This is a genomic window from Chryseobacterium carnipullorum (genome assembly GCF_900142785.1).
Lineage (GTDB): Bacteria > Bacteroidota > Bacteroidia > Flavobacteriales > Weeksellaceae > Chryseobacterium > Chryseobacterium carnipullorum.
Genome location: NZ_FRCD01000001.1, coordinates 269973 through 290567, shown reverse-complemented (window position 1 = coordinate 290567; position 20595 = coordinate 269973). Strand labels below are relative to the sequence as shown.

Below are 20595 nucleotides of genomic sequence, written 5' to 3'. Positions count from 1 at the left end.
AGATTGTATAATCTGTTCTTTTTTTTTACTTTGTAGGAAAAACCAAATTCCATGAAAACGTTTTTTCTCATCATTTTATCAATCTTCCTTTTTTCGTGCAATAATAATAAATCTGAAAAAATTGCTGCTGCGAAAGCATACTTTGATAAAGCAAAAGCAGATACAACAGGCTCCTCTTTCTATTATTACAATCTCTCTAAAAATTTATATTTTGAAGCAAACGATTCTATCGAAGGATCAAGATCATTAGTAAATATGGCCATTCTTCAAGAAAATCAAGGAGATTATTATGGAAGTATCGAAACTTCTCTTGAAGCCAATCGATGTCTTGAGAAAAATGAAGATAGCTTAAGCCGACGAATATTAGCCTCCAGCTTTAACAATATGGCAATCTGCTCATCCTATCTTTACAGTTTTGATGAAACTATAGAGTACTATAAGCGCGCACTTCAATACTCTGATGATAAAGAGAATAATTATATGTACCATAATAATCTGGGAGCTGCACTGATAACATTAGGAAAGTATAAAGAAGCTCAGGAAAGTATAAAACTTGCCCTGCCAACCACAAACAGTTTAAAATATGCAATGTTTATTAATAATATGGCCCGGGCAAAATATTATGAAAATCAAAATTACAATCCTCTTCCCGAATTTCATAAAGCTCTCGAAATAAGACTGAAAAATGGAAACGATGAAAATTCAAGCTATGCCACGCTATCCAATTATTTTTTCTATAAAGACAAGAGTAAGGCATTATACTATGCATACAAAATGTTAAATACTGCGGAAAAAAATAATAGCTTGGAGGATCAGTTACAAGCATTACAAAAAATAATCAATTTAGATCCTGAAAACTATCTGGTGTGTTTTGAAAAATTCCAGGAACTTAATGATGCCGTACAGGTTGCAAGAAGTAAAGCTAAAAACCAATTTGCTACAATAAGATATGATGTAGAGAAAAAGAAAAAGAAAATAGTTGAAAATGAAGTTGAGCTCTTAAAAAGAAATATTGGTATAGGTACTTTATCAGCCCTTTTAATCGGGGCTTATTTTTGGTATAGAAAAAGAAAAAAGAGAGTGAAACAAGAAAATGAATTAAAGATAAAAAATGACCAATTAAGAATCTCAAAAAAAGTCCACGACGTTGTAGCCAACGGTATCTACCAGGTGATGACCAAAATAGAAAATCAGGAACATTTTGATAAAGAAGAAGCTCTGGACGAACTGGAATTTGTCTACGAGAAATCCAGAGACATTTCCTACGAAAAACCTGATCCTGATCCTGAACATTATACAAAGGACAATAAAGATAGAATATCCAGCCTTATTGCTTCTTTTAAAAATGATACAACCCACACTTATATCGTAGGAAATGAAAGCGAAATATGGAATGGAGTTTCGCCATCCTCATTTGAAGATGTTTTTCAGATTATCCGTGAGTTGATGGTTAATATGAAAAAACACAGCCAGGCGTCGCGTGTTATTTTTAAATTTGAAAGAACTGATAACCTTGTCAAAATACAGTATACAGACGACGGAATCGGAATTCCAGGAGATTTGATCTACAAAAATGGCCTCACCAATACGGGAACCCGTATTGCCGCTATCTGTGGAGAAATTATTTTTGACAATAAATCCGAAAAAGGACTGAAGATTACAATTTCATTTCCTGTTTCTTAAAAAAAGACCTAAAGAATGTTCAAAAAAATTTTAATAGCCGAAGACCACGAAAGCAGCAGTATTTCTGTACAAAAAACATTGGAAGATCTCAATATCTCCCATGCTGATTATGTGTATTACTGTGATGATGCAGTCGCTAAAGTAAAAAAGTCCATTCGCGAGAATGACCACTATGATTTATTGATCACCGATCTCTCTTTCGAAGAGGATCACCGCGAACAAACCATCAAAGAAGGAAAGGACCTGATCCTTGAAGTACGGGAATTAATCCCTTCTGTCAAAGTGATTGTTTTTTCCGGAGAACATAAATCAGGAGTGATAGACTCTCTTTTTAACGACTATAAGATCAATGGATTTGTACGCAAAGCCCGAAATGATTCCAAAGATCTCAAAAAAGCAATCGCTTCCGTATACGTCAATGAAAACTACCTCTCACTTGACCTTAAACAGGAAGTGAAAAAACTCAACAGCTATGAGTTTACGTCGTATGACATTACACTCGTTTCCCTTCTTTCTCAGGGAGTATTACAAAAAAATATCCCCACCTATCTTCAGAATAATAATATCAAGCCTAATAGCCTGAGCAGTGTTGAGAAAAGACTGAACAATCTAAAAGAAAACCTCAATGTAGCAAGTAATGAACAGCTGGTTGCCTTCTGCAAAGACCTGGGAATTATTTAATCTTGTTTTTACATAGGATATACAACCTTTCAAATTCTTGGAAGGTTTTTTCTTTTTACGGATTCCCGTAAGGATTCATTTTCTAATCGTTCTACTTTTGAAATGTTAAAACATTTAAAATAAATAATATGAAAAAGTATTACGTAAACAAAAAGGCACAAAGTAACGGAGATCATGAAGTTCATCATGAAGATTGCAGATATCTCCCTGATCCTGCTAATAGAAAATATCTGGGAGAATACTCTTCTTGTAAAGATGCTGTAAAAGAATCCAAGAAAACATATTATCAATCCAATGGATGTAAAACATGTTCAAACGAATGTCACACTAGCTAAGTAATGGTTATGGAAAAATTTGTCATCACAAAAAGAGTCAACAGCGAGTATCAATTTAATTTAAAAGCCGGCAATGGCGAAATTATTTTAACCAGCGAAGGCTACGTTCAGAAAGCATCTTGTCTAAAAGGCATTGAATCTGTAAAGATCAATTCTCAGGAGGACTCGAGATACGATAGAAGAGTTGCCAAGAACGAGAAGGATTACTTTGTATTAAAAGCAAGAAACGGAGAAATCATTGGTAAAAGCCAATACTACAGTTCCAAACCTTCCATGGAAGTCGGGATTTCATCAGTGAAAACAAATGCTCCTACCGCTGAAATCGTTGACGAAACTCTTTAAAAAACAATACTATGGATCTCAAAATTAAACTTGAACAGTTACACCAGAAAGTAGTCGGCCTGAAAGACCAGATCAGTACGGAAGAAGCAACAAAAAATGCTTTTGTAATGCCTTTTATACAGATTTTAGGGTATGATATCTTTAATCCGACGGAAGTTATTCCGGAACATATTTGTGACATCGGAACCAAAAAGGGAGAAAAAGTAGATTATGTAATCAAGCACAATGACGAGCCCATTTTTATTATAGAATGCAAGCACTGGAAAGAAAATGCTGATGCACACAATTCTCAGCTTCACCGGTATTATCATGTTTCAAAAACACGGTTTGGTGTGTTGACCAACGGGATTGTCTATAATTTCTATACCGACCTGGAAAAGCCCAATATTATGGATGAAAAGCCTTTTTTTACCATCAATATTGAAGACCTAAAAGACAGCTCGATCAAAATCCTTGAAAGTTTTACCAAAAAGGATTACAATCTTGAAAGTATTTTAGATTCAGCCGAAGCCTTAAAGTACATCAAGGCGATCAGGAAAGAATTTGAAAAAGAAATTGAAACCCCTTCCGATGAAATGGTGAAATTATTGGTCAGTAGATTCTTCGAAAAGTCTATAACGGCAAGCCGAATGGTTTCTTTTAAGGAATACACCAAAAAGGCTTTAACAACCTCTATCAATGAATCCATCAGTTTCAGGCTGAAATCCGCTCTAAGTATTAATGAACAGATTGAAAAACAGGAGGAAGGGATAAAAACCACTCAGCCTATTGATGAAAATAATGATTCCAAAATTGTAACCACCGAAGAAGAACTGGAAGCCTTCCAGATTGTCAAAGCAATTTTGAGAGAGAAAGTCCCATCCCAAAGAATTGCCCACAGAGATACTTTATCGTACTTCGGAGTTTTATTGGATGATAACAACAGAAAGCCTCTCTGTCGTTTCCATTTTAATACGACCAACAAATATTTGGAAACATTCCACAACGGTAAAGAAGCAGGCGAAAAAGTACAGTTGAATAATCTTGACGAAATATACAACTTCAGAGAACAGCTACTCAAAACATTAGAGAACTATTAAACTCATAACCATGAAAACTTTTATTATATAAAAACAATTACGTCATGAAAAAACTACTATTCACAGTCCTCTTGGCAACAGGTTTACTCCTTCCGGCAAGCTTCACAGCAACAGTAAATAATACTGCTTCCAAAACAGAAGTATCATCTAAAAAACAAAAGAAAAAATCTAAAAAGAACAAAAGCAGCTCCAGCTCCAAAAGATCAAAATCCTATGCACAGAACAGAGGATGTACTTATAATGGAAATCAACTCTACGTTGGTTCAAGAGGAGGGTGCTATTATTATACAGGAAGCAGTAAACAATATGTAGACAGATCATACTGTTCCGGCTGTAACTAAATAACTCAAGACTATGGAAAACTTACAATCAACAGGCGAAACAACATTTTATAAAGATATAAATGTTATCGTTACACAATCTCGATATGTAACCCAGTCAAAGACCTATGCAATGAGAAATATATCTTCTGTACATGTTTTTGAAATCATTAAAAGTAGAAGATTTCCTTTAATACTGATCGTTATAGGTATTTTATTACTTTTCTCAGGTGATACCAGAATCGTTGGGACGATCTTCGCAGTAATAGGTGCTGTAATTCTATTTTTAACAAAGAATGAATATGCAGTAAGGATCAGTACAAATTCCGGAGAAGCCAATAGTATTATTTCTAAAGATAAAATTTATATTCAAAAGATTGTAAATGCCTTAAATCAAGCAATTATACATAGAGGTTAAACAAATTCTAAAAAAACTAAAACACTCATCATATATAGAAAAAGCGAAGATTTCTCTTCGCTTTTTTATTTTCTGATCATTTCCGTGTGGGGAATATCATCTTCCAGATATTTTTTCCCGGTATCTATAAATCCGAATTCGGAATAAAATCTTAATAAATAATCCTGTGCTGAAATCTTAATTTCAGAAGTGTGGAAACGGTTTTCGATCGTTTCTACGGCATATCTAATCAGTTGTCTGCCAATATTTTTTCCTCTCGCCTTCTCTGTGGTAAGTACTCTTCCGAAAGAAGTTTCCTCATATTTGACTCCTTTATCAAACACACGACAGTAAGCAAGAATTTGCCCGTCTTCTTCAGCCCAGATATGAATTCCTTTCTGGTCGTAATTATCAAGGTCAGGATAAGGACAGTTCTGTTCGATCACAAAAACATCAATCCGGGCCTTTAAAATGGCATACAGCTCAGGAACCGTAAACTCATCAAAGGTTTTAATTTTCCAGATCATTATTCCTCAAAACTTACACTATTATTTTTCAAAAATTCATTCGTGGTCTGGATGAAATTCAGGATCTCATCACCCCCGGTTTTCTTTTCCGCAGAAGTCACATACAATTCAGGCAGGTCAGCCCACGTTTTATGCAATTCATTTTTATAATTTTCTACATTTTGAAGGGTAACATTAGGCTTCAGCTTATCTGCCTTAGTGAAAACAATCGAAAATGGAATTCCACTTTCTCCGCACCACTGGATAAATTCCAGATCTATCTTTTGTGGCGTATGTCTTGAATCCACCAAAACAAAAAGATTCACCAGATTTCTTCTGTTCAGAATATAATTGGTGATCAGTTTTTCAAAATCCTTTCTGATCGATTTTGAAACCTTTGCATATCCATAACCCGGTAAATCCGTCAGATACCAGTTTTCATTCACTAAAAAATGATTGATCAGCTGAGTTTTCCCTGGAGTTCCTGAAGTTTTTGCCAAGTCCTTGTGATTCATCATTGCATTGATCAATGAGGATTTTCCAACATTCGACCTTCCGATAAAAGCATACTCAGGCATCGTAGGTTCAGGACATTCCTGCCATTTCCCACTACTTTTTACAAATTCTGCCGTTTTTATAACCATTTTTGACTATTTTTTAGAAAAACAAACCACTAAGAAAAGCTCTTAATGGTTTATTATTATTTGTTTTAAACTTTATCTTTTAACCAGCTGTACAGAATTTCATTGAATTCGTCAGGCTTTTCCATCATCGCAGCATGTCCGCATTTCTCGATCCAGAAAAGATCTGAATTTGGAATAAACTTGTTCATATCTTCAGCTACTTCAGGAGGCGTTACGTTATCCTGTCTTCCCCAGATCAGACACGTTGGTGTGGTAATCTTAGGAAGGTCATGCAACATATTGTGTTTGATAGCGCTTCTTGCCAACATGACGGTTTTTATTCCTTTCATCCTATCATTTACTACAGAAAAAACCTCGTCTACAAGGGCTTCTGTCGCAATAGCAGGATCATAGAAAACCTCTTCTGTCTTCTTCCTTATATAAGAACGGTCATTTTTTCTAGGAAAACTATCTCCGAAAGTTCTTTCATACAACCCCGAGCTCCCCGTTAAAACAAGATTCTTAACCAGGTCAGGTCTTGCTAAAGTCATGATCAATCCTACATGTCCACCCATGGAATTTCCAACGATGGTGACAGGTTCAGTCATATGACTCTCGATAAACTTGATAATATACTTTGCTAGAGTAGTAAGATTAGTATTGAGTACCGGCAGATCGTAGATAGGCAACTGAGGAACATATACCTTGAACCCCCTTTCCGAAAAAAAATCTACCATCTTATCGAAATTACTCAAACCACCCATTAAACCGTGCAACAGCACCAATGGATGTCCTTCTCCCGCCTCTATAAAAGTATATTTCTTTTCTTTTTTTGTACTAAATATCATAAAATGCCTTAATAAAGCTCTGCAAAAATACAAATTAAACCTCAAAAAATTTTTGATTACCCTAATTTAAAGTAAAAATAATATAATATCATCCTTTTTCTTTACTTTTTTCAAAACCTCTTTGCTATGGCCTAAATAACACTTTTTACAATCCGCAATATATCAAACACTTACCCCTTTTAAATTCAATCTTTGATAAAACTTATTAACATTAAGTCAAAAAGTGGGAAAAAGTGGGAAATTTTGGAAATTATTATATAAATTTGTCCCAAATGAAAAGTTTCATTGGAACATATGAGTGTAAAATTGACGACAAAGGCCGGTTAAAAGTTCCCTCCTCCCTGATCAATCAGATGGAAAACTTCGACGATAAGGCATTTGTAGTCAAGAGATCTGTGTTCCAACCTTGCCTCGAGGTCTATCCCATGAATGCATGGGACAAACTGATGGGCAAAATAAATAAACTAAACAGATTCATTAAAAAGAATGCTGATTTCATTCGAATGTTTACGGCAGGTGTAAAAACAGTAGAGCTGGACAATGCAGGAAGACTTCAGATCTCAAAAGATCTGGTTCATTTTGCAAACCTTCAGAAAGACACTGTTATTACAAGCGCAGGAGAGCTTTTTGAAATTTGGGACAAAGAAGCCTATGAAAAGGTGATTTCTACCAATGAAGCTGATTTTGCCAGCCTTGCTGAAGATGTGATGGGCTCTTTAGATGAAGAATAAACCGCGCTTGCTGTAAAAAGCAAAGTAAAAAACACAATTAAGTATGTACCACAACCCCGTTTTATTGAAGCAGAGCGTTGATGATTTGGTGACGAATCCTGACGGAATATACGTGGACTGCACTTTTGGAGGAGGAGGCCACTCAAGAGAAATCCTAAGCAGGCTTTCAGAGAAAGGAAAACTTTTCAGTTTTGACCAGGATCTGGATGCCCTTAAAAATACCATTGAGGATCCCAGATTTACGCTGGTTAATCAGAATTTCAGATTTCTGGAAAATGCTATGCTGATGTATGGTATTTCTCAGGTTGACGGTGTACTGGCAGACCTTGGTGTTTCATCTCACCAGTTTGATGAAGCAGAAAGAGGCTTTTCCACAAGAAACAATGCACCTCTGGACATGAGAATGAACGTCATGCAGACTCTTGATGCCAAAAAAGTGATTAATGAATATGAAGAAACGGAACTTGCCGATATATTTTATTACTACGGTGAATTGAGAGAAGCAAGAAAACTTGCTAGAGATATTGTTCATCACAGAAAAACAAAAAGCATCAACACTACTGAGGACCTGAAAAAGCTTTTCAGCTACCTTCCGCCTCATAAAGTGAATAAATTCTATGCCCAGCTTTTTCAGGCCATAAGAATAGAAGTTAATCAGGAACTTGAAGCCTTGAAAGAAATGCTGGTTCAGGCTTACAATGTCTTAAAACCGGAAGGAAGACTTGTTGTGATTTCTTACCATTCATTAGAAGACCGATTGGTCAAAAGATTCCTGAAAAACGGAATGTTCGAAGGAGAGCAGCAAAGAGACATCTACGGAAATTATAAGAAAGTATTTGAACTCCTTAAAAGTAAAGCCATCATCCCCGATGATAAGGAGATTGAAGAAAATTCAAGAGCAAGAAGTGCTAAGATGAGAACAGGAATAAAAGTGTAGAAGTGAATGGTGAATAGCCAATCGTGAATTTGAAACTTATAAACAATTGACGAAAGAAGTGAATTCACTGTAAACAAATTGACATAAATAACTTTGGCAAAAAGAACAACAAACCGCCCTCAGAAGAAGCTCACTTTTATAGACATTATAAAAGGAAACTTTCTAAACCGTGATGAGATCAAAACTCATTACAAATATTTTTTATTGTTGTTCATTCTCATGATGGCGATGATCTATAGCAATCATCTCGTCAACAAGAAAATTAAAATTGTCAATGCTTTAAAAGAAGAAACAGAAGAATACAAATCGAGAAATGCTTACGCCCAGAGTAAGCTGATCAAAGTAAAAATGGAATCGCAACTGGGGAAGGAAGTAGCAAAGGACTCACTGATGACTTTGGAAAACCATCCTCATAAACTGCTAATAAAACTAGACAGTACAGATGCAAAAACAAAATGAATACGATAGCAAACGTAAAAAAACGTTAAGGTGGGGCTACCTCTTCGCAGTAGGAGTCCTGTGCGTATTTGTGCTATTTCTTACCAGAATAGTAGTCTTGCAAAACACTAATGTTCAAGAGATTAAAGACGATTACATTAATAAAAACTATCGCGAAGCTACTTTAAAGGCTGCCCGTGGAAACCTTTTCGCATCAGACGGATCTATACTGGCTACTACCGTAATGCGCTATGACATCTATCTTGATTTCAAAACAATGAAGGATACGATCTACAGCAATAACATTGGTGCGCTGACCGATTCTCTAAGCAAAATGTTCGGAAAATCCAGAGGAGAATTCAGAAAGAAATTTGACGAACAGAAGAAAAAGAAAAACCAGTACTATACTTTAGTTAAAGGTCTTGATTTTGACGAATACGACAGAATAAGAAACTTTCCCATTTTTAAAAGAGGAAAAAACAAAGGAGGTTTTATCGTAGACCGAAATTATAAGCGGGAACTCGCTACTTCAGAGATCGGAGCCGGAACCATTGGTATGGATAATGGCGAAGTTAGAGCCGGCCTTGAAGGTGCTTTTTCAAAATATCTTACCGGAACCGACGGAAAAAGATTGGAACAAAGAATCAACTCCTCACAATGGAAACCGATCGATTACTGGAAAGTAAAAGAACCGGTAGACGGGGAAGATGTCTACACCACCTTAGACCTTAGAATTCAGGACATTGCACACTCTGCTCTAGAAAAGCAACTCATCACTTATGAAGCAAAACACGGAACCGTGATTGTAATGGAAGTGGAAACAGGAAAGGTTCGGGCATTGGTTAATTTAAGAAAAAATGAAGATGGCGATTACGAAGATTCTTACAATTATGCCATAAAAGATAATATCGAGCCGGGGTCTACCTTTAAGACCATTTCACTCCTGGCAGCAATGGACGACGGTTTTATTGACGAAAATACAACCGTAAATGTTGGGAACGGAGTCTGGACTTATGCCAAACAAAGAATTTCAGACGGTCATGGTGGAGGAACGTATGATATTAGTGATGTTTTGGCGAAATCAAGTAACGTAGGAACAGCAAAACTCATCACAAAATATTACGCAGAAAAACCACAGATTTTTCTGGACCACCTGAAAAGATGGAAATTGTTTGATAAAATGGATATCGAACTTCCCGGAATTACAAAACCGAAGATCGTAACCCCACAGAACAAGAGATGGAACGCAGCCACCTTAGCTTCTATTTCTTACGGATACTCATCAAACATCAACCTATTACAGTTAACAACCTTCTACAACGGGGTTGCTAACGGCGGTAAAATGCTTAAACCTCTATTCATCGATAAGATCATGAAAGACGGAAAAGTGATGTACAGCGCAAAACCGGAAGTAATCGTCAATAAAATGGCCTCAGAAAAAGCCATTAAAATGATGACCAGCGCACTGACCAAAGCCGTAGAAAAAGGAACAGGACGAAGCATCTTTACCCCCAACCTGAAAATGGCGGGAAAGACTGGAACGGCAAGATTTGAATACTGGCTTCCTGGTCCCATGAAGTACAGGGCTTCTTTCGCAGGATTCTATCCGGCTGATAACCCAAAATACACCTGTTATGTGATGATCAGTGAGCCCAATACCGCGAAAAGCTTTTATGGAGGAACCGTTTCAGCACCGGTGTTTAAAGAGATTGCAGGAAAAACATTCCTGAAAACACCTCAGAATATTGAAAAAGAAATGCTTGTAGACAGAAAGGTAAACCTCAATAAATTGATTGAACCTAATGTAAAAATAGCCGTCAATAATAAGCAAATGCCAAGCGTAGTCGGAATGATCGGTAAGAACATCATCCCCCAACTGGAAAACTTAGGATATAGAGTCGATTTTAAAGGGGTTGGCCGGATCAAAGAACAATTCCCGCTGGAAGGCACCATCATCAGCAAGAACCAGAGAATTTATTTGTCTCTGCAAAATTAAAATAGAAAACCAAGTCCCGAAGGGACGATTTAATAACGGATAGGATGAAATCCTATTGATAAAAAATGATAATAACAGAATTATTAAAAAGAATCCCAGTTTTAGAAATTCACGGCGACGATGCCCGTGAGGTTTCAGAATTGGTTTTCGACAGCAGAAAGATCACGGAAAACTCACTCTACGTTGCAGTGAGAGGAACCGTTGCAGACGGACATTCATACATTGCATCATCTGTTGAAAAAGGTGCAAAAGCAGTTGTTTGTGAAGAATTCCCTGAAACAATGGATGGAAATGTAACCTACATAAAGGTGAAAGATTCATCTAAGACTTTGGGACATCTGGCATCCAACTTTTACGGAAACCCATCTCAGAAACTTAAATTGATAGGCGTTACCGGAACCAATGGAAAAACATCAGTATCTACCCTTCTTTTTGATGTATTCCAAAATTTAGGTTATGATTCAGCATTGCTTTCCACAGTGGAAATCAGAATTGCAGATGAAATTATTCCAGCTACACATACCACTCCGGATGTGATTACCATCAATAAAATTTTAGCCCAGGCGGTTGAAAAAGGTTGTGAATTCGCTTTTATGGAAGTAAGCTCCCATGGAATTGCGCAGAACAGAATTGAAGGTCTGCATTTTAAAATCGCAGGATTCACTAACCTTACCCACGATCACCTGGATTATCATAAAACATTCAATGAATATCTGAAAACGAAAAAAAGATTTTTCGATGGACTTGAAGACAATGCCGTAGCCATAACAAATGTGGATGACAAAAACGGAATGGTCATGCTTCAGAATACCAAGGCAAAGAAAAAATCTTATGCCCTGAAAACGATGGCAGATTACCACGGAAAATCTTTAGAAATTGACTTCAACGGGATGCTGTTGAATTTCAACGGAAAAGAATTCTGGACGACATTAACGGGAAGGTTCAATGTTTATAATCTACTGCTGGTTTTCGGAATTGCATCAGAACTAGGTTTTGAGCAGGACGAAATTTTACAGGCGATCAGTAAGCTAAAAAGAGTCTCAGGAAGATTTGAAACCTTCAAATCTGATGGCGGAATATTCTTTATCGTAGATTATGCACACACTCCGGATGCTTTAGAAAACATTCTGGACAGCATCAATGATATCAGAACCAAAAACGAAAGACTGATTACAGTTTTCGGATGCGGAGGAGATAGAGATCACTCCAAAAGACCTGAAATGGGAAATATTGCCACCAGAAAATCTACACTGGCAATCATCACTTCAGACAATCCGAGAACGGAAGATCCCGCACAGATCATCAAAGAAATTGAAGCCGGTGTTGAATCTCAGAATTTCAGCAAATACACTTCAATTCCGGACAGAAGAGAAGCCATCAAAATGGCGATCAAGTTTGCAGAGCCAAAAGATATTGTTTTAGTAGCCGGAAAAGGACATGAAACCTATCAGGACATGAATGGTGTGAAACATCACTTTGACGACAAAGAAACGATCATCGAACTTTGGAAGTTAATGAGTAAATAAAAAAGTAAGATTGAAAAATTTAATTCATTTAAAGATTTAAAAATTTGATGATGGCTAAAAATTTTGAAAATTTTCCGGTTTATATCAAGAGTTTAGATCTTATTGAAAAAGTTTATCAGTTTATCAGAAGCGAAAATTTAGAAAAAGAATTTGAATTTAATAACCAAATAAAAAGAGCCGGATTTTCAATATCCAACAATATTGCTGAAGGCTCAGAATATAATAATAACAGACAATTTATTAAATATTTAAAAATTGCAAAAGGCAGTTGTGCCGAAGTTAGAAGTATGATGATTGTAAGTAAAAGATTAAAATTAGGAGATGAAAATAAAGCAGAGGAAATCATTAATCTTTCACGGGAAGTTTCTTCTAATATTTCAAACTTTATTAAGTATTTAAGTGAAAATATGGAGAAACCCCATCTTTAAATCTTTAAATAAATTAAATTTTTAAATTAAAAAAAAGGACATGCTATACTATCTATACGAATATCTAACCAGTCAGGGAATCCACATACCGGGATTGGGAATGCTGAAATACATTTCTTTCCGTGCAGGAATAGCCGTGCTGTTTTCTCTTGTCATTGCCCTGGTTTACGGAAAAAGGATTATCAATTACCTGAGAGCAAAACAAATGGGTGAGCTGGTGCGTGATCTTGGATTAGACGGACAAAAGCAGAAAGAAGGAACTCCTACCATGGGTGGACTGATCATTATCATTGCCACCATCATTCCGGTGCTGCTCTTTACAAGGATCACCAATGTCTACATCGTTCTGCTGCTGGTTTCCATGATATGGATGGGCGCTATAGGTTTCGTAGATGATTATTTAAAGAAAATAAAGAAGAATAAAGACGGGCTGAGCGGAAAATTTAAAATTGTAGGCCAGGTCGGATTAGGGCTAATTGTCGGAGTAACAATGTATTTCCACCCTGACATTACGGTTAAAAGAAAATATGCAGATGCAAAAGTGGTGAACAGAAACAATGTAGAACAGAACTTCATGCCCACAGAGAAGATCACTGTTTCTACCGTTCCGTTTGCCAAAAACAATGAGTTCGATTACAGTGGAATTTTATTTTGGATGAATGATAAAGATGCCCATGAGTGGGCATGGATTGTCTTTATCCCAATCGTTATTTTCATCGTGACAGCCGTTTCAAACGGAGCTAATATCACAGACGGAATCGATGGGCTCGCTGCAGGAACCAGTGCCATTATACTGCTTACCCTGGCGCTGTTCGCCTACCTTTCCGGGAACATTATTTTTGCGGATTACCTCAATATCATGTTCCTTCCGAATATGGGGGAAACCACCATTTTTGCGGTCGCCATGGTAGGTGCAGTGATCGGTTTCTTCTGGTACAATACCTATCCAGCCCAGGTTTTTATGGGCGATACGGGAAGTTTAATGCTTGGAGGAGTGATTGCTGTTTTAGCCATCATTCTAAGAAAAGAACTTTTGATTCCTGTTTTATGCGGAATCTTTCTGATTGAAAACGTATCGGTAATGCTACAGGTCGTTGTTTTCAAATACAGAAAAAGAAAATACGGGCTGGAATACGCTCAGAATAATAGATTTTTTAGAATGTCCCCATTACACCACCACTATCAGAAAGGAGGTTTTCACGAAAGCAAAATCGTGAACAGAATGATCATCATCGGTGTAGTGCTGGCTATTGTATGCCTGATCACATTAAAAATGAGATAAAACTTTGTGTAAAGTATCAAGTATTAAAACAAGACCAAATTACATTAATACATTATACATTATACATTTTACAAAAGAATAAATATGAAAATAGTTGTTTTAGGAGGTGGAGAGAGCGGATGCGGAGCTGCCTATTTAGCGAAAAAACAAGGTCTGGAGGTTTTTCTTTCAGACAAGGGAGCTATTAAGGATAACTATAAGCAGTTTTTAGCCGAAAATGAAATTGAGTTTGAAGAAGGAAACCACAACGAAGAAAGAATTTTAGAGGCCGAATGGATCGTGAAAAGCCCGGGAATTCCCAAAAAGGCAGACATCATCCATAAAATTCATGAAAAAGGAATCAGAATTTCCTCTGAAATTGAATTTGCTTCAGAATTTACCGATGCCAAAATCATCGCGATCACAGGAAGCAACGGAAAAACAACAACAACTTCCCTGATCTACCACATCCTGAAAAATGACGGACTGAATGTAGGATTGGGAGGAAATATAGGATACAGCTTTGCCAAACAGGTGGCTGACGAGAATCATGAGTATTATGTTTTGGAAGTAAGTTCTTTCCAGCTGGATGATATTCAGAACTTCAGACCTTACATTTCCCTGTTGTTGAACCTTTCTCAGGATCATCTCGATCAGTACAATTACAATTATGAAGAATATGCTTTAGCTAAATTCAGAATTGCTGAAAATCAGGAAAATGATAATTTCTTCATCTACAACAAAGATGATGAAATGAGCAAAAATATCCTTGAAAAGCTTGAAATAAAAGCGAAGATGATTCCCTTCTCTACAAAAGAAAAATTGACTGAAGGTGGTTTCATTGATGGTGATCAGATCGTCGTAAAAATGAAAGATGAGTTTTCCATGAAGATCGATAAGCTTTCTCTTCTTGGAAATCACAACATTGCCAATAGCTTAGCAGCTTCAATAGCAGGTAAAATACTGGAAATCAACAACGAAAGCATCAGAAACTCTCTGATGACATTCCAGGCGGTAGAGCACAGACTCGAATTCGTGACAGAAACCGATGGTGTAAAATACATCAACGACAGCAAAGCAACGAATGTAAACGCTACCTACTATGCCTTAGAAAGCATGAAAACTCCAACGGTTTGGATCGTAGGAGGATTAGATAAAGGAAACGACTATTCAGAGATTGAGGATCTCGTGAAAAGAAAAGTAAAAGCCATTGTTTGCTTGGGAATAGACAATTCGAAGATCATAGATTTCTTTAAAGACAAAAAAGAATTCATTTATGATACTTCAAGCATGGAAGAAGCCGTGAAAATATCAAAGTCACTGGCCAAAAACGGAGATACCGTTTTACTATCCCCATGCTGCGCAAGTTTTGACCTGTTCAAAAGCTATGAAGACAGAGGAAAACAGTTTAAAGAGCAAGTATTAAAGTAAATGTAAAAAGTAAAATGTCGGATGTAAAAAGTACATTGTACAACATACATTTTACGTGAATACAAAAAATATGGACGAACAGAACACAGATAACAGAATTGAATTGCTAAAGGGCGATAAAGTACTTTGGATGGTCATCCTAGTGATCTCCATTTTCTCTATTTTCCCTGTATATTCTGCAAGTTCAAATCTGGAATATATTGTTAATAACGGGACCACTACCGGTCACGTTATCAAACATATGTTCTTTGTGGTCTTAGGTTTGGTCATCATGAGAGTTGTAGGAATGGTCAAATACGAGTATATCGGAAAGCTCAGCAGTATTCTGCTCGGTTTAATGATTGTCTTGCTTGTAGTCACCATGTTTACGGGACAGACGATTGATGGAGCCAGTGCTTCAAGATGGCTGAAAATTCCCGGAACTCCCATCTCATTCCAGCCATCCTCATTTGCCTTTTTAATGCTGATCATTTATCTCTGCAGATATCTGACCAAGAAAATAACACGGGAAAGACTTCCTATTGAAAACATTATGTACATCTTCGGGCCCATCCTGCTGGTGTTTGTTTTGGTAGCAAAGGATAATGGCTCAACAGCCCTGATGATCCTGATGGTTTCTGTCATTGTCCTGATCATAGGACAGCTTCACTGGAAATACATCGCAGGATTTATCTCTTCCTCCTTTGTAGCCATTGTTTTCTTCCTGATTGTCGCATTAAACACCAATCTGATAGGCGGCAACCGTGTTCATACATGGATGAGCCGTATTGAAACATTTACCTCCAGCAAAGCAAAATCAACGGATGTAGATGACGAAAGCGTAAAAGCTAAAAACTACCAGGTCATGCAGGCAAAAGCCGCCATTGTTCACGGTGGAATTACCGGAATGGGGCCTGGGAAAAGTGCATTAAAACAAATGCTTCCGCAATCCGCCTCCGACTTTATTTTTGCAGTGATTGTAGAAGAATATGGGCTTATTGGTGCTGCATTTCTGATCTGTCTCTATCTTATTATGATGATCAGAATTGTGATGATTGCCAGTAAAATGCCCGCCTTTTTCGGCTCGCTCCTCGTACTCAGTCTCGGGGTGATGATCTTTATACAGCTTGCGGTGAATATTGCAGTAGCGGTCAATCTGATCCCGGTAACAGGACAGCCACTGCCATTGATAAGTTACGGAGGAACCTCCATGCTGGTCACTTACCTCCAGCTTGGAATTATTTTAAATATAAGCTCAAGGATACAGATATACGATGAAGAAGGAATGGGCAAAAAACAGAGTATAGCAGAAATTAATGATATCGCCTAAAGAGTCCCAACGGGACGATTTAACAAAATAGGACGCAGTCCTATCAAAATATCAACATAAAAAGAAAATGAACCAAAAACTAAAAGTAGTATTATCAGGCGGCGGAACAGGAGGACATATCTTCCCGGCTATCGCCATTGCAGACGAAATCAAAAAAAGATTTCCTGATACCGAATTTTTGTTCATTGGCGCCAACGGAAAAATGGAAATGGAAAAAGTTCCGCAGGCAGGTTATAAAATTGAAGGAATTGATATTGCCGGAATCGACAGAGGAAATATGCTGTCGAATTTAGGACTGCCTTTCAAAATTTTGAAAAGTTTATCTAAATCGAAAAAGATTATTAGAAATTTCTCTCCGGATTTTGCAGTAGGGACAGGAGGTTTTGCAAGCGGACCCGCTTTGTATGAAGCAAGCAAACTGGGAATTCCTATCTTTATTCAGGAGCAGAATGCCCATGCCGGAGTGACCAATAAAATTTTGAGCAAAAAGGCAAAAGCAGTTTTCACAGCCTATCCGAAAGTAGAAGGCTTTCCTGCTGAAAAAATAAAATTCCTGGGGAACCCTATTCGTGAGAATATCATCACAGGAATGACAGAAACAGCACAGGCAAAAGAAAAAATGGGATTAAGTAAAGATAAACTTACCATTCTTTCCGTAGGCGGTTCTTTAGGTTCCAGAACATTAAACAATGCGTGGAGATCTCATCTAAACGAACTTGTAAAAAATGATTATCAGCTGATCTGGCAGACAGGAAAGCTTGATTATAAAGACATCGTAGAAGAAACAAAAGACTCTGAAAGCAGAAACATCCAGATCCATGAATTCATCAAAGACATGGAAACGGCCTACTCCGCAGCAGACATCATTGTTTCAAGAGCAGGGGCCATTGCCATTTCAGAGCTGGCAGTAGCGAAGAAACCTGTTCTTCTGGTACCCTTTCCGTTTGCGGCAGAAGATCACCAGACTAAAAATGCCATGAATCTGGTTGAAAAAAATGCAGCCAGAATGGTAAAAGACTCTGAAATGCAGGAAAAATTCTGGAATACACTGGAAGAGATCTGCAGCAGTGAAAGTTTAAGAAATGAAATGTCTCATAACCTCGAATATTTTGCCAAACCTAATGCGGCGAAAGAGATTGTAGATGAGATATTTAAAACTGTAAAAAGTACAGTGTAGAATGTATTAACGACAAAAACATACATCAATACATTGTACATCATACATTAATACAAAAAGAATGAACATTTTAGACACATATCAAAATTATTACTTCGTAGGAATCGGAGGTATTGGAATGAGTGCATTAGCACGTTATTTCCATGCTTCGGGCAAAAAAGTGCTGGGGTATGATAAAACCAATACCAAGCTTACCACCCTCCTGATGCAAGAAGGAATTGATATTGTTTTTGAAGATCATATTGACGAAAAAATAACCACACTTCAAAAAGAAAATACGCTGGTCATCTACACGCCTGCCATTAAAACTTTGGGAATTTTAGATTATTTCAATCAAAATCAGTTTGAAGTTTTAAAAAGGGCGAAGGTTTTAGGTCTTATTACAGAAAACACAGACTGTATTGCCGTCGCAGGAACCCATGGGAAAACAACAACTTCTACATTGGTTTCTCACCTTTGCAAAGAGGCTGATCTTCCATTTTCATGCTTTTTGGGAGGGATTTCTGAAAATTTTAAATCAAACTTCCTGTACAATGGAACAGAATATTCCGTAGTAGAAGCAGATGAATACGACAGAAGCTTCCTGAGCCTTTCTCCGGACTGGGCTGTGGTAACTTCCACCGATGCAGACCATCTGGATATTTATGGCGATAAAAGCCATATTGAAGAAGGGTTCAAGCAATTTGCAGCTCTTGTTCCGAATGACCAACAGTTATTCGTAAGAAAAGGATTGGATATCGGCAGAGCACATCAGACCTATGCCGTCAATGAAGAAGCAGATTACTATTCAGACAACCTGCGTATGGATCATGATAAAATCTATTTTGATTTCCATACTCCTTCTGAAACCGTCAAAGATTTTGTGTGGGAAATTCCGGGAATCCATAATGTAGAAAATGCAACGGCAGCTTTGGCTATTCTTCACAATTTAGGCGTAGATTTTGAAACACTGAAAAAGGCTATTGCCAATTTTAAAGGAATTAAAAGAAGATATACCAAACATATTTATCCAAACGGTAAAATTTATATCGATGACTATGCCCATCACCCAACAGAAATCAATGCGGTTGTGAGCTCTATCAGAACATTTTACCCTGATAAAAAACTCTTGGTGGTCTTTCAGCCCCATCTTTTCAGCAGAACAAGAGATTTTGCTGATGGATTTGCAGAAAGCCTGAGCCAATCGGATGAGCTTATCCTTCTCGACATTTATCCTGCAAGAGAACTTCAGGAAAATTTTGAAGGAATAACGTCTGACTGGTTATTAGAAAAGGTGACTTTAGAGAAAAAAGAGAAATCCGAACTATCCGGTGCTTTTGAAAAAATAAAAGAAAAAGATTTTGACATCCTTCTTACCGTAGGCGCAGGAAATATTGACACCCTGTATGATCCTATTTGTGAGTGGATAAATTCTTCTGTACAAAGTAAAAGGTAAAAAATACAATGCACAGAGACCATTTAATAAAGTAACTAATTAAAATACAATAGTACACTGTACTTTTTACATTGTACAAAAATTATGAAAAATAAATACAGAATATTAAAAATTGCTGTCACAGTGATCATCCTCGGATTACTGCTGAGTTTCTCATTGAAGAGATTCAGCGGCCAGAAGATTACGGACAATAAGATTTCTGTAAAAATGAATGAAAAAACTCCGGTCTATTTCATTGATGAAAAAGATATCCGGGAAATTGTAAAAAAAGAAAACCCTTCCGGAAAAGTGGGAGACCTGAATATTCCCGTACTTGAAAAGAAAATTAATTCTCTTCCCGCGGTAGACAGTGCCAATGTCTATTTGAACCTGAACGGGAAACTCTATCTGGATATCAAACAGAGAGTCCCTGTATTCAGATTAAATAAAGACGGTAGAGACTTTTATGTGGATGAAAAAGGAACTGAATTTCCTATTTCCAGGACCTATTCTCACCCATGTATGCTGGTAACCGGAGATGTAAAACCGGATGAATATGAAAAGCTGGCAGAACTGGTTGAAAAAATTGATAAAGATGATTTCAGCAAAAAGTTTTTTATAGGAATTTCAAAAAGCAAAGGCGATTATAATCTTCTGACCAGTGATGGAAATTATAAGGTGGAAATAGGAGATCTAGACAATATAGAGTTTAAGGTAAAAGGTTTAAAAACTTTTGTAGAAAAATATCTGGTATTCCAGGACCCCCAAAAGTACAGCATGGTCTCTGTAAAATACCAGAACCAGATTGTAACGACTTTAAATCCTTATTTCAAAGAAAACGACAGTATTCTGAAAGCAGGAAATCTGGAACTGGCAAAGGCCCCGTTGCTGACCGTAGCCAAAAAACCGGAAGCCATGCCTAAAATGGCAGAAACTAAAAAAGCAAAAGCCCCTTCTGTAAAACCGAAGGAAAAAATAAAACCAAAAACGACCGCCAAACCAAAGGAAACTAAAAAAACAGAGAAAAAGCCCGCAGCTGCAAAGCCTAAAGCAAAAGTAAAAATAGAATAACAAAGAGTCCCAAAGGGACAATTTAGCATATAATTGGATAACATCCAGTTTGATTAAAAAAA

General features: G+C 37.0%; 22 protein-coding genes. 19 read left to right on the top strand and 3 right to left on the bottom strand.

The annotated features are described in order from the left end of the window. The first annotated feature begins 51 nt into the window (after nt 1-51). The 7 genes from BUC06_RS01350 to BUC06_RS01320 all read left to right on the top strand — a co-directional run bounded on the left by BUC06_RS01350 (nt 52) and on the right by BUC06_RS01320 (nt 4858). Nucleotides 52-1683, top strand: coding sequence for a tetratricopeptide repeat-containing sensor histidine kinase (locus BUC06_RS01350; RefSeq protein WP_073328698.1), 1632 nt, complete (start codon nt 52-54; stop codon nt 1681-1683). A 15-nt stretch (nt 1684-1698) separates the two neighbouring features. Continuing rightward, complete coding sequence (locus BUC06_RS01345; protein ID WP_073328696.1) at nt 1699-2364, top strand: response regulator; 666 nt, start codon at nt 1699-1701, stop codon at nt 2362-2364. A 128-nt stretch (nt 2365-2492) separates the two neighbouring features. Continuing rightward, nucleotides 2493-2699, top strand: a complete 207-nt coding sequence (locus BUC06_RS01340; RefSeq protein ID WP_073328693.1) for a hypothetical protein — start codon at nt 2493-2495, stop codon at nt 2697-2699. Between the two features lie 9 nt (nt 2700-2708). After that, nucleotides 2709-3041 (top strand): YegP family protein, encoded by a 333-nt coding sequence (locus BUC06_RS01335; RefSeq protein ID WP_073329113.1) that lies wholly within the window; start codon nt 2709-2711, stop codon nt 3039-3041. 11 nt (nt 3042-3052) lie between these two features. Continuing rightward, nucleotides 3053-4120 (top strand): type I restriction endonuclease, encoded by a 1068-nt coding sequence (locus tag BUC06_RS01330; protein WP_073328691.1) that lies wholly within the window; start codon nt 3053-3055, stop codon nt 4118-4120. A 44-nt stretch (nt 4121-4164) separates the two neighbouring features. Further along, nucleotides 4165-4461 (top strand): hypothetical protein, encoded by a 297-nt coding sequence (locus BUC06_RS01325; RefSeq protein WP_073328688.1) that lies wholly within the window; start codon nt 4165-4167, stop codon nt 4459-4461. Nucleotides 4462-4474: 13 nt separating this feature from the next. Further along, nucleotides 4475-4858 carry a DUF6232 family protein gene (locus BUC06_RS01320; protein WP_073328685.1) on the top strand — a complete coding sequence of 128 codons (384 nt, stop codon included), beginning with the start codon at nt 4475-4477 and terminating at the stop codon, nt 4856-4858. Between the two features lie 65 nt (nt 4859-4923). Here the strand turns inward: BUC06_RS01320 and BUC06_RS01315 are convergent, their stop codons facing one another. The 3 genes from BUC06_RS01315 to BUC06_RS01305 all read right to left on the bottom strand — a co-directional run bounded on the left by BUC06_RS01315 (nt 4924) and on the right by BUC06_RS01305 (nt 6814). Next, nucleotides 4924-5364, bottom strand: a complete 441-nt coding sequence (locus BUC06_RS01315; RefSeq protein WP_073328683.1) for a GNAT family N-acetyltransferase — start codon at nt 5362-5364, stop codon at nt 4924-4926. Then, complete coding sequence (yihA, locus tag BUC06_RS01310; RefSeq protein ID WP_073328680.1) at nt 5364-5987, bottom strand: ribosome biogenesis GTP-binding protein YihA/YsxC; 624 nt, start codon at nt 5985-5987, stop codon at nt 5364-5366. Before yihA ends, BUC06_RS01315 begins: the two co-directional genes overlap by 1 nt. A gap of 65 nt (nt 5988-6052) precedes the next feature. Further along, nucleotides 6053-6814, bottom strand: coding sequence for an alpha/beta fold hydrolase (locus BUC06_RS01305; protein WP_073328678.1), 762 nt, complete (start codon nt 6812-6814; stop codon nt 6053-6055). Between the two features lie 272 nt (nt 6815-7086). Between BUC06_RS01305 and mraZ the strand changes: the two genes are divergently transcribed. The 12 genes from mraZ (at nt 7087) to BUC06_RS01245 (ending at nt 20533) form a co-directional block, all read left to right on the top strand. After that, complete coding sequence (gene mraZ / locus BUC06_RS01300) at nt 7087-7545, top strand: division/cell wall cluster transcriptional repressor MraZ (RefSeq protein ID WP_073328675.1); 459 nt, start codon at nt 7087-7089, stop codon at nt 7543-7545. 43 nt (nt 7546-7588) lie between these two features. Next, complete coding sequence (gene rsmH, locus BUC06_RS01295) at nt 7589-8482, top strand: 16S rRNA (cytosine(1402)-N(4))-methyltransferase RsmH (RefSeq protein ID WP_073328672.1); 894 nt, start codon at nt 7589-7591, stop codon at nt 8480-8482. 93 nt (nt 8483-8575) lie between these two features. Beyond that, entirely contained in the window at nt 8576-8941 is a 366-nt protein-coding gene (locus BUC06_RS01290; protein WP_034701184.1) for an FtsL-like putative cell division protein, read from the top strand. Then, nucleotides 8925-10916 (top strand): penicillin-binding transpeptidase domain-containing protein, encoded by a 1992-nt coding sequence (locus tag BUC06_RS01285; RefSeq protein ID WP_073328670.1) that lies wholly within the window; start codon nt 8925-8927, stop codon nt 10914-10916. Before BUC06_RS01290 ends, BUC06_RS01285 begins: the two co-directional genes overlap by 17 nt. Nucleotides 10917-10981: 65 nt before the next feature. Continuing rightward, nucleotides 10982-12442 (top strand): UDP-N-acetylmuramoyl-L-alanyl-D-glutamate--2,6-diaminopimelate ligase, encoded by a 1461-nt coding sequence (locus tag BUC06_RS01280; protein WP_073328667.1) that lies wholly within the window; start codon nt 10982-10984, stop codon nt 12440-12442. Nucleotides 12443-12489: 47 nt separating this feature from the next. After that, nucleotides 12490-12870 carry a four helix bundle protein gene (locus BUC06_RS01275; RefSeq protein ID WP_228423597.1) on the top strand — a complete coding sequence of 127 codons (381 nt, stop codon included), beginning with the start codon at nt 12490-12492 and terminating at the stop codon, nt 12868-12870. 40 nt (nt 12871-12910) lie between these two features. Beyond that, on the top strand, nt 12911-14152 hold the full coding sequence (mraY, locus tag BUC06_RS01270; protein ID WP_073328665.1) for a phospho-N-acetylmuramoyl-pentapeptide-transferase: 1242 nt from the start codon (nt 12911-12913) through the stop codon (nt 14150-14152). An 84-nt stretch (nt 14153-14236) separates the two neighbouring features. Next, a complete protein-coding gene (murD, locus tag BUC06_RS01265) occupies nt 14237-15562 on the top strand; it encodes a UDP-N-acetylmuramoyl-L-alanine--D-glutamate ligase (RefSeq protein ID WP_073328662.1) in 1326 nt (441 codons plus the stop codon). Nucleotides 15563-15632: 70 nt separating this feature from the next. Further along, the gene (locus tag BUC06_RS01260; protein ID WP_073328660.1) at nt 15633-16871 is read left to right on the top strand and encodes an FtsW/RodA/SpoVE family cell cycle protein; all 1239 of its coding nucleotides are present in this window, start codon (nt 15633-15635) and stop codon (nt 16869-16871) included. A 67-nt stretch (nt 16872-16938) separates the two neighbouring features. Then, nucleotides 16939-18048 (top strand): undecaprenyldiphospho-muramoylpentapeptide beta-N-acetylglucosaminyltransferase, encoded by a 1110-nt coding sequence (gene murG, locus BUC06_RS01255; protein ID WP_073328657.1) that lies wholly within the window; start codon nt 16939-16941, stop codon nt 18046-18048. Between the two features lie 61 nt (nt 18049-18109). Continuing rightward, complete coding sequence (gene murC, locus BUC06_RS01250; protein WP_073328655.1) at nt 18110-19483, top strand: UDP-N-acetylmuramate--L-alanine ligase; 1374 nt, start codon at nt 18110-18112, stop codon at nt 19481-19483. 84 nt (nt 19484-19567) lie between these two features. After that, entirely contained in the window at nt 19568-20533 is a 966-nt protein-coding gene (locus tag BUC06_RS01245; protein WP_073328652.1) for a cell division protein FtsQ/DivIB, read from the top strand. The last annotated feature ends 62 nt before the right edge of the window (nt 20534-20595 follow it).

Excerpts from the sequence above, each read along its gene's own strand:
- BUC06_RS01315 (WP_073328683.1), bottom strand. The coding sequence starts at position 5,364 with ATGATCTGGAAAATTAAAACCTTTGATGAGTTTACGGTTCCTGAGCTG.
- murG (WP_073328657.1), top strand. The coding sequence starts at position 16,939 with ATGAACCAAAAACTAAAAGTAGTATTATCAGGCGGCGGAACAGGAGGA.
- BUC06_RS01285 (WP_073328670.1), top strand. The coding sequence starts at position 8,925 with ATGCAAAAACAAAATGAATACGATAGCAAACGTAAAAAAACGTTAAGG.
- mraZ (WP_073328675.1), top strand. The coding sequence starts at position 7,087 with ATGAAAAGTTTCATTGGAACATATGAGTGTAAAATTGACGACAAAGGC.
- rsmH (WP_073328672.1), top strand. The coding sequence starts at position 7,589 with ATGTACCACAACCCCGTTTTATTGAAGCAGAGCGTTGATGATTTGGTG.
- BUC06_RS01330 (WP_073328691.1), top strand. The coding sequence starts at position 3,053 with ATGGATCTCAAAATTAAACTTGAACAGTTACACCAGAAAGTAGTCGGC.
- murD (WP_073328662.1), top strand. The coding sequence starts at position 14,237 with ATGAAAATAGTTGTTTTAGGAGGTGGAGAGAGCGGATGCGGAGCTGCC.
- BUC06_RS01335 (WP_073329113.1), top strand. The coding sequence starts at position 2,709 with ATGGAAAAATTTGTCATCACAAAAAGAGTCAACAGCGAGTATCAATTT.
- BUC06_RS01260 (WP_073328660.1), top strand. The coding sequence starts at position 15,633 with ATGGACGAACAGAACACAGATAACAGAATTGAATTGCTAAAGGGCGAT.
- BUC06_RS01245 (WP_073328652.1), top strand. The coding sequence starts at position 19,568 with ATGAAAAATAAATACAGAATATTAAAAATTGCTGTCACAGTGATCATC.
- mraY (WP_073328665.1), top strand. The coding sequence starts at position 12,911 with ATGCTATACTATCTATACGAATATCTAACCAGTCAGGGAATCCACATA.
- BUC06_RS01280 (WP_073328667.1), top strand. The coding sequence starts at position 10,982 with ATGATAATAACAGAATTATTAAAAAGAATCCCAGTTTTAGAAATTCAC.
- BUC06_RS01340 (WP_073328693.1), top strand. The coding sequence starts at position 2,493 with ATGAAAAAGTATTACGTAAACAAAAAGGCACAAAGTAACGGAGATCAT.
- BUC06_RS01305 (WP_073328678.1), bottom strand. The coding sequence starts at position 6,814 with ATGATATTTAGTACAAAAAAAGAAAAGAAATATACTTTTATAGAGGCG.
- BUC06_RS01350 (WP_073328698.1), top strand. The coding sequence starts at position 52 with ATGAAAACGTTTTTTCTCATCATTTTATCAATCTTCCTTTTTTCGTGC.
- BUC06_RS01345 (WP_073328696.1), top strand. The coding sequence starts at position 1,699 with ATGTTCAAAAAAATTTTAATAGCCGAAGACCACGAAAGCAGCAGTATT.
- BUC06_RS01320 (WP_073328685.1), top strand. The coding sequence starts at position 4,475 with ATGGAAAACTTACAATCAACAGGCGAAACAACATTTTATAAAGATATA.
- yihA (WP_073328680.1), bottom strand. The coding sequence starts at position 5,987 with ATGGTTATAAAAACGGCAGAATTTGTAAAAAGTAGTGGGAAATGGCAG.
- BUC06_RS01275 (WP_228423597.1), top strand. The coding sequence starts at position 12,490 with ATGATGGCTAAAAATTTTGAAAATTTTCCGGTTTATATCAAGAGTTTA.
- BUC06_RS01325 (WP_073328688.1), top strand. The coding sequence starts at position 4,165 with ATGAAAAAACTACTATTCACAGTCCTCTTGGCAACAGGTTTACTCCTT.
- murC (WP_073328655.1), top strand. The coding sequence starts at position 18,110 with ATGAACATTTTAGACACATATCAAAATTATTACTTCGTAGGAATCGGA.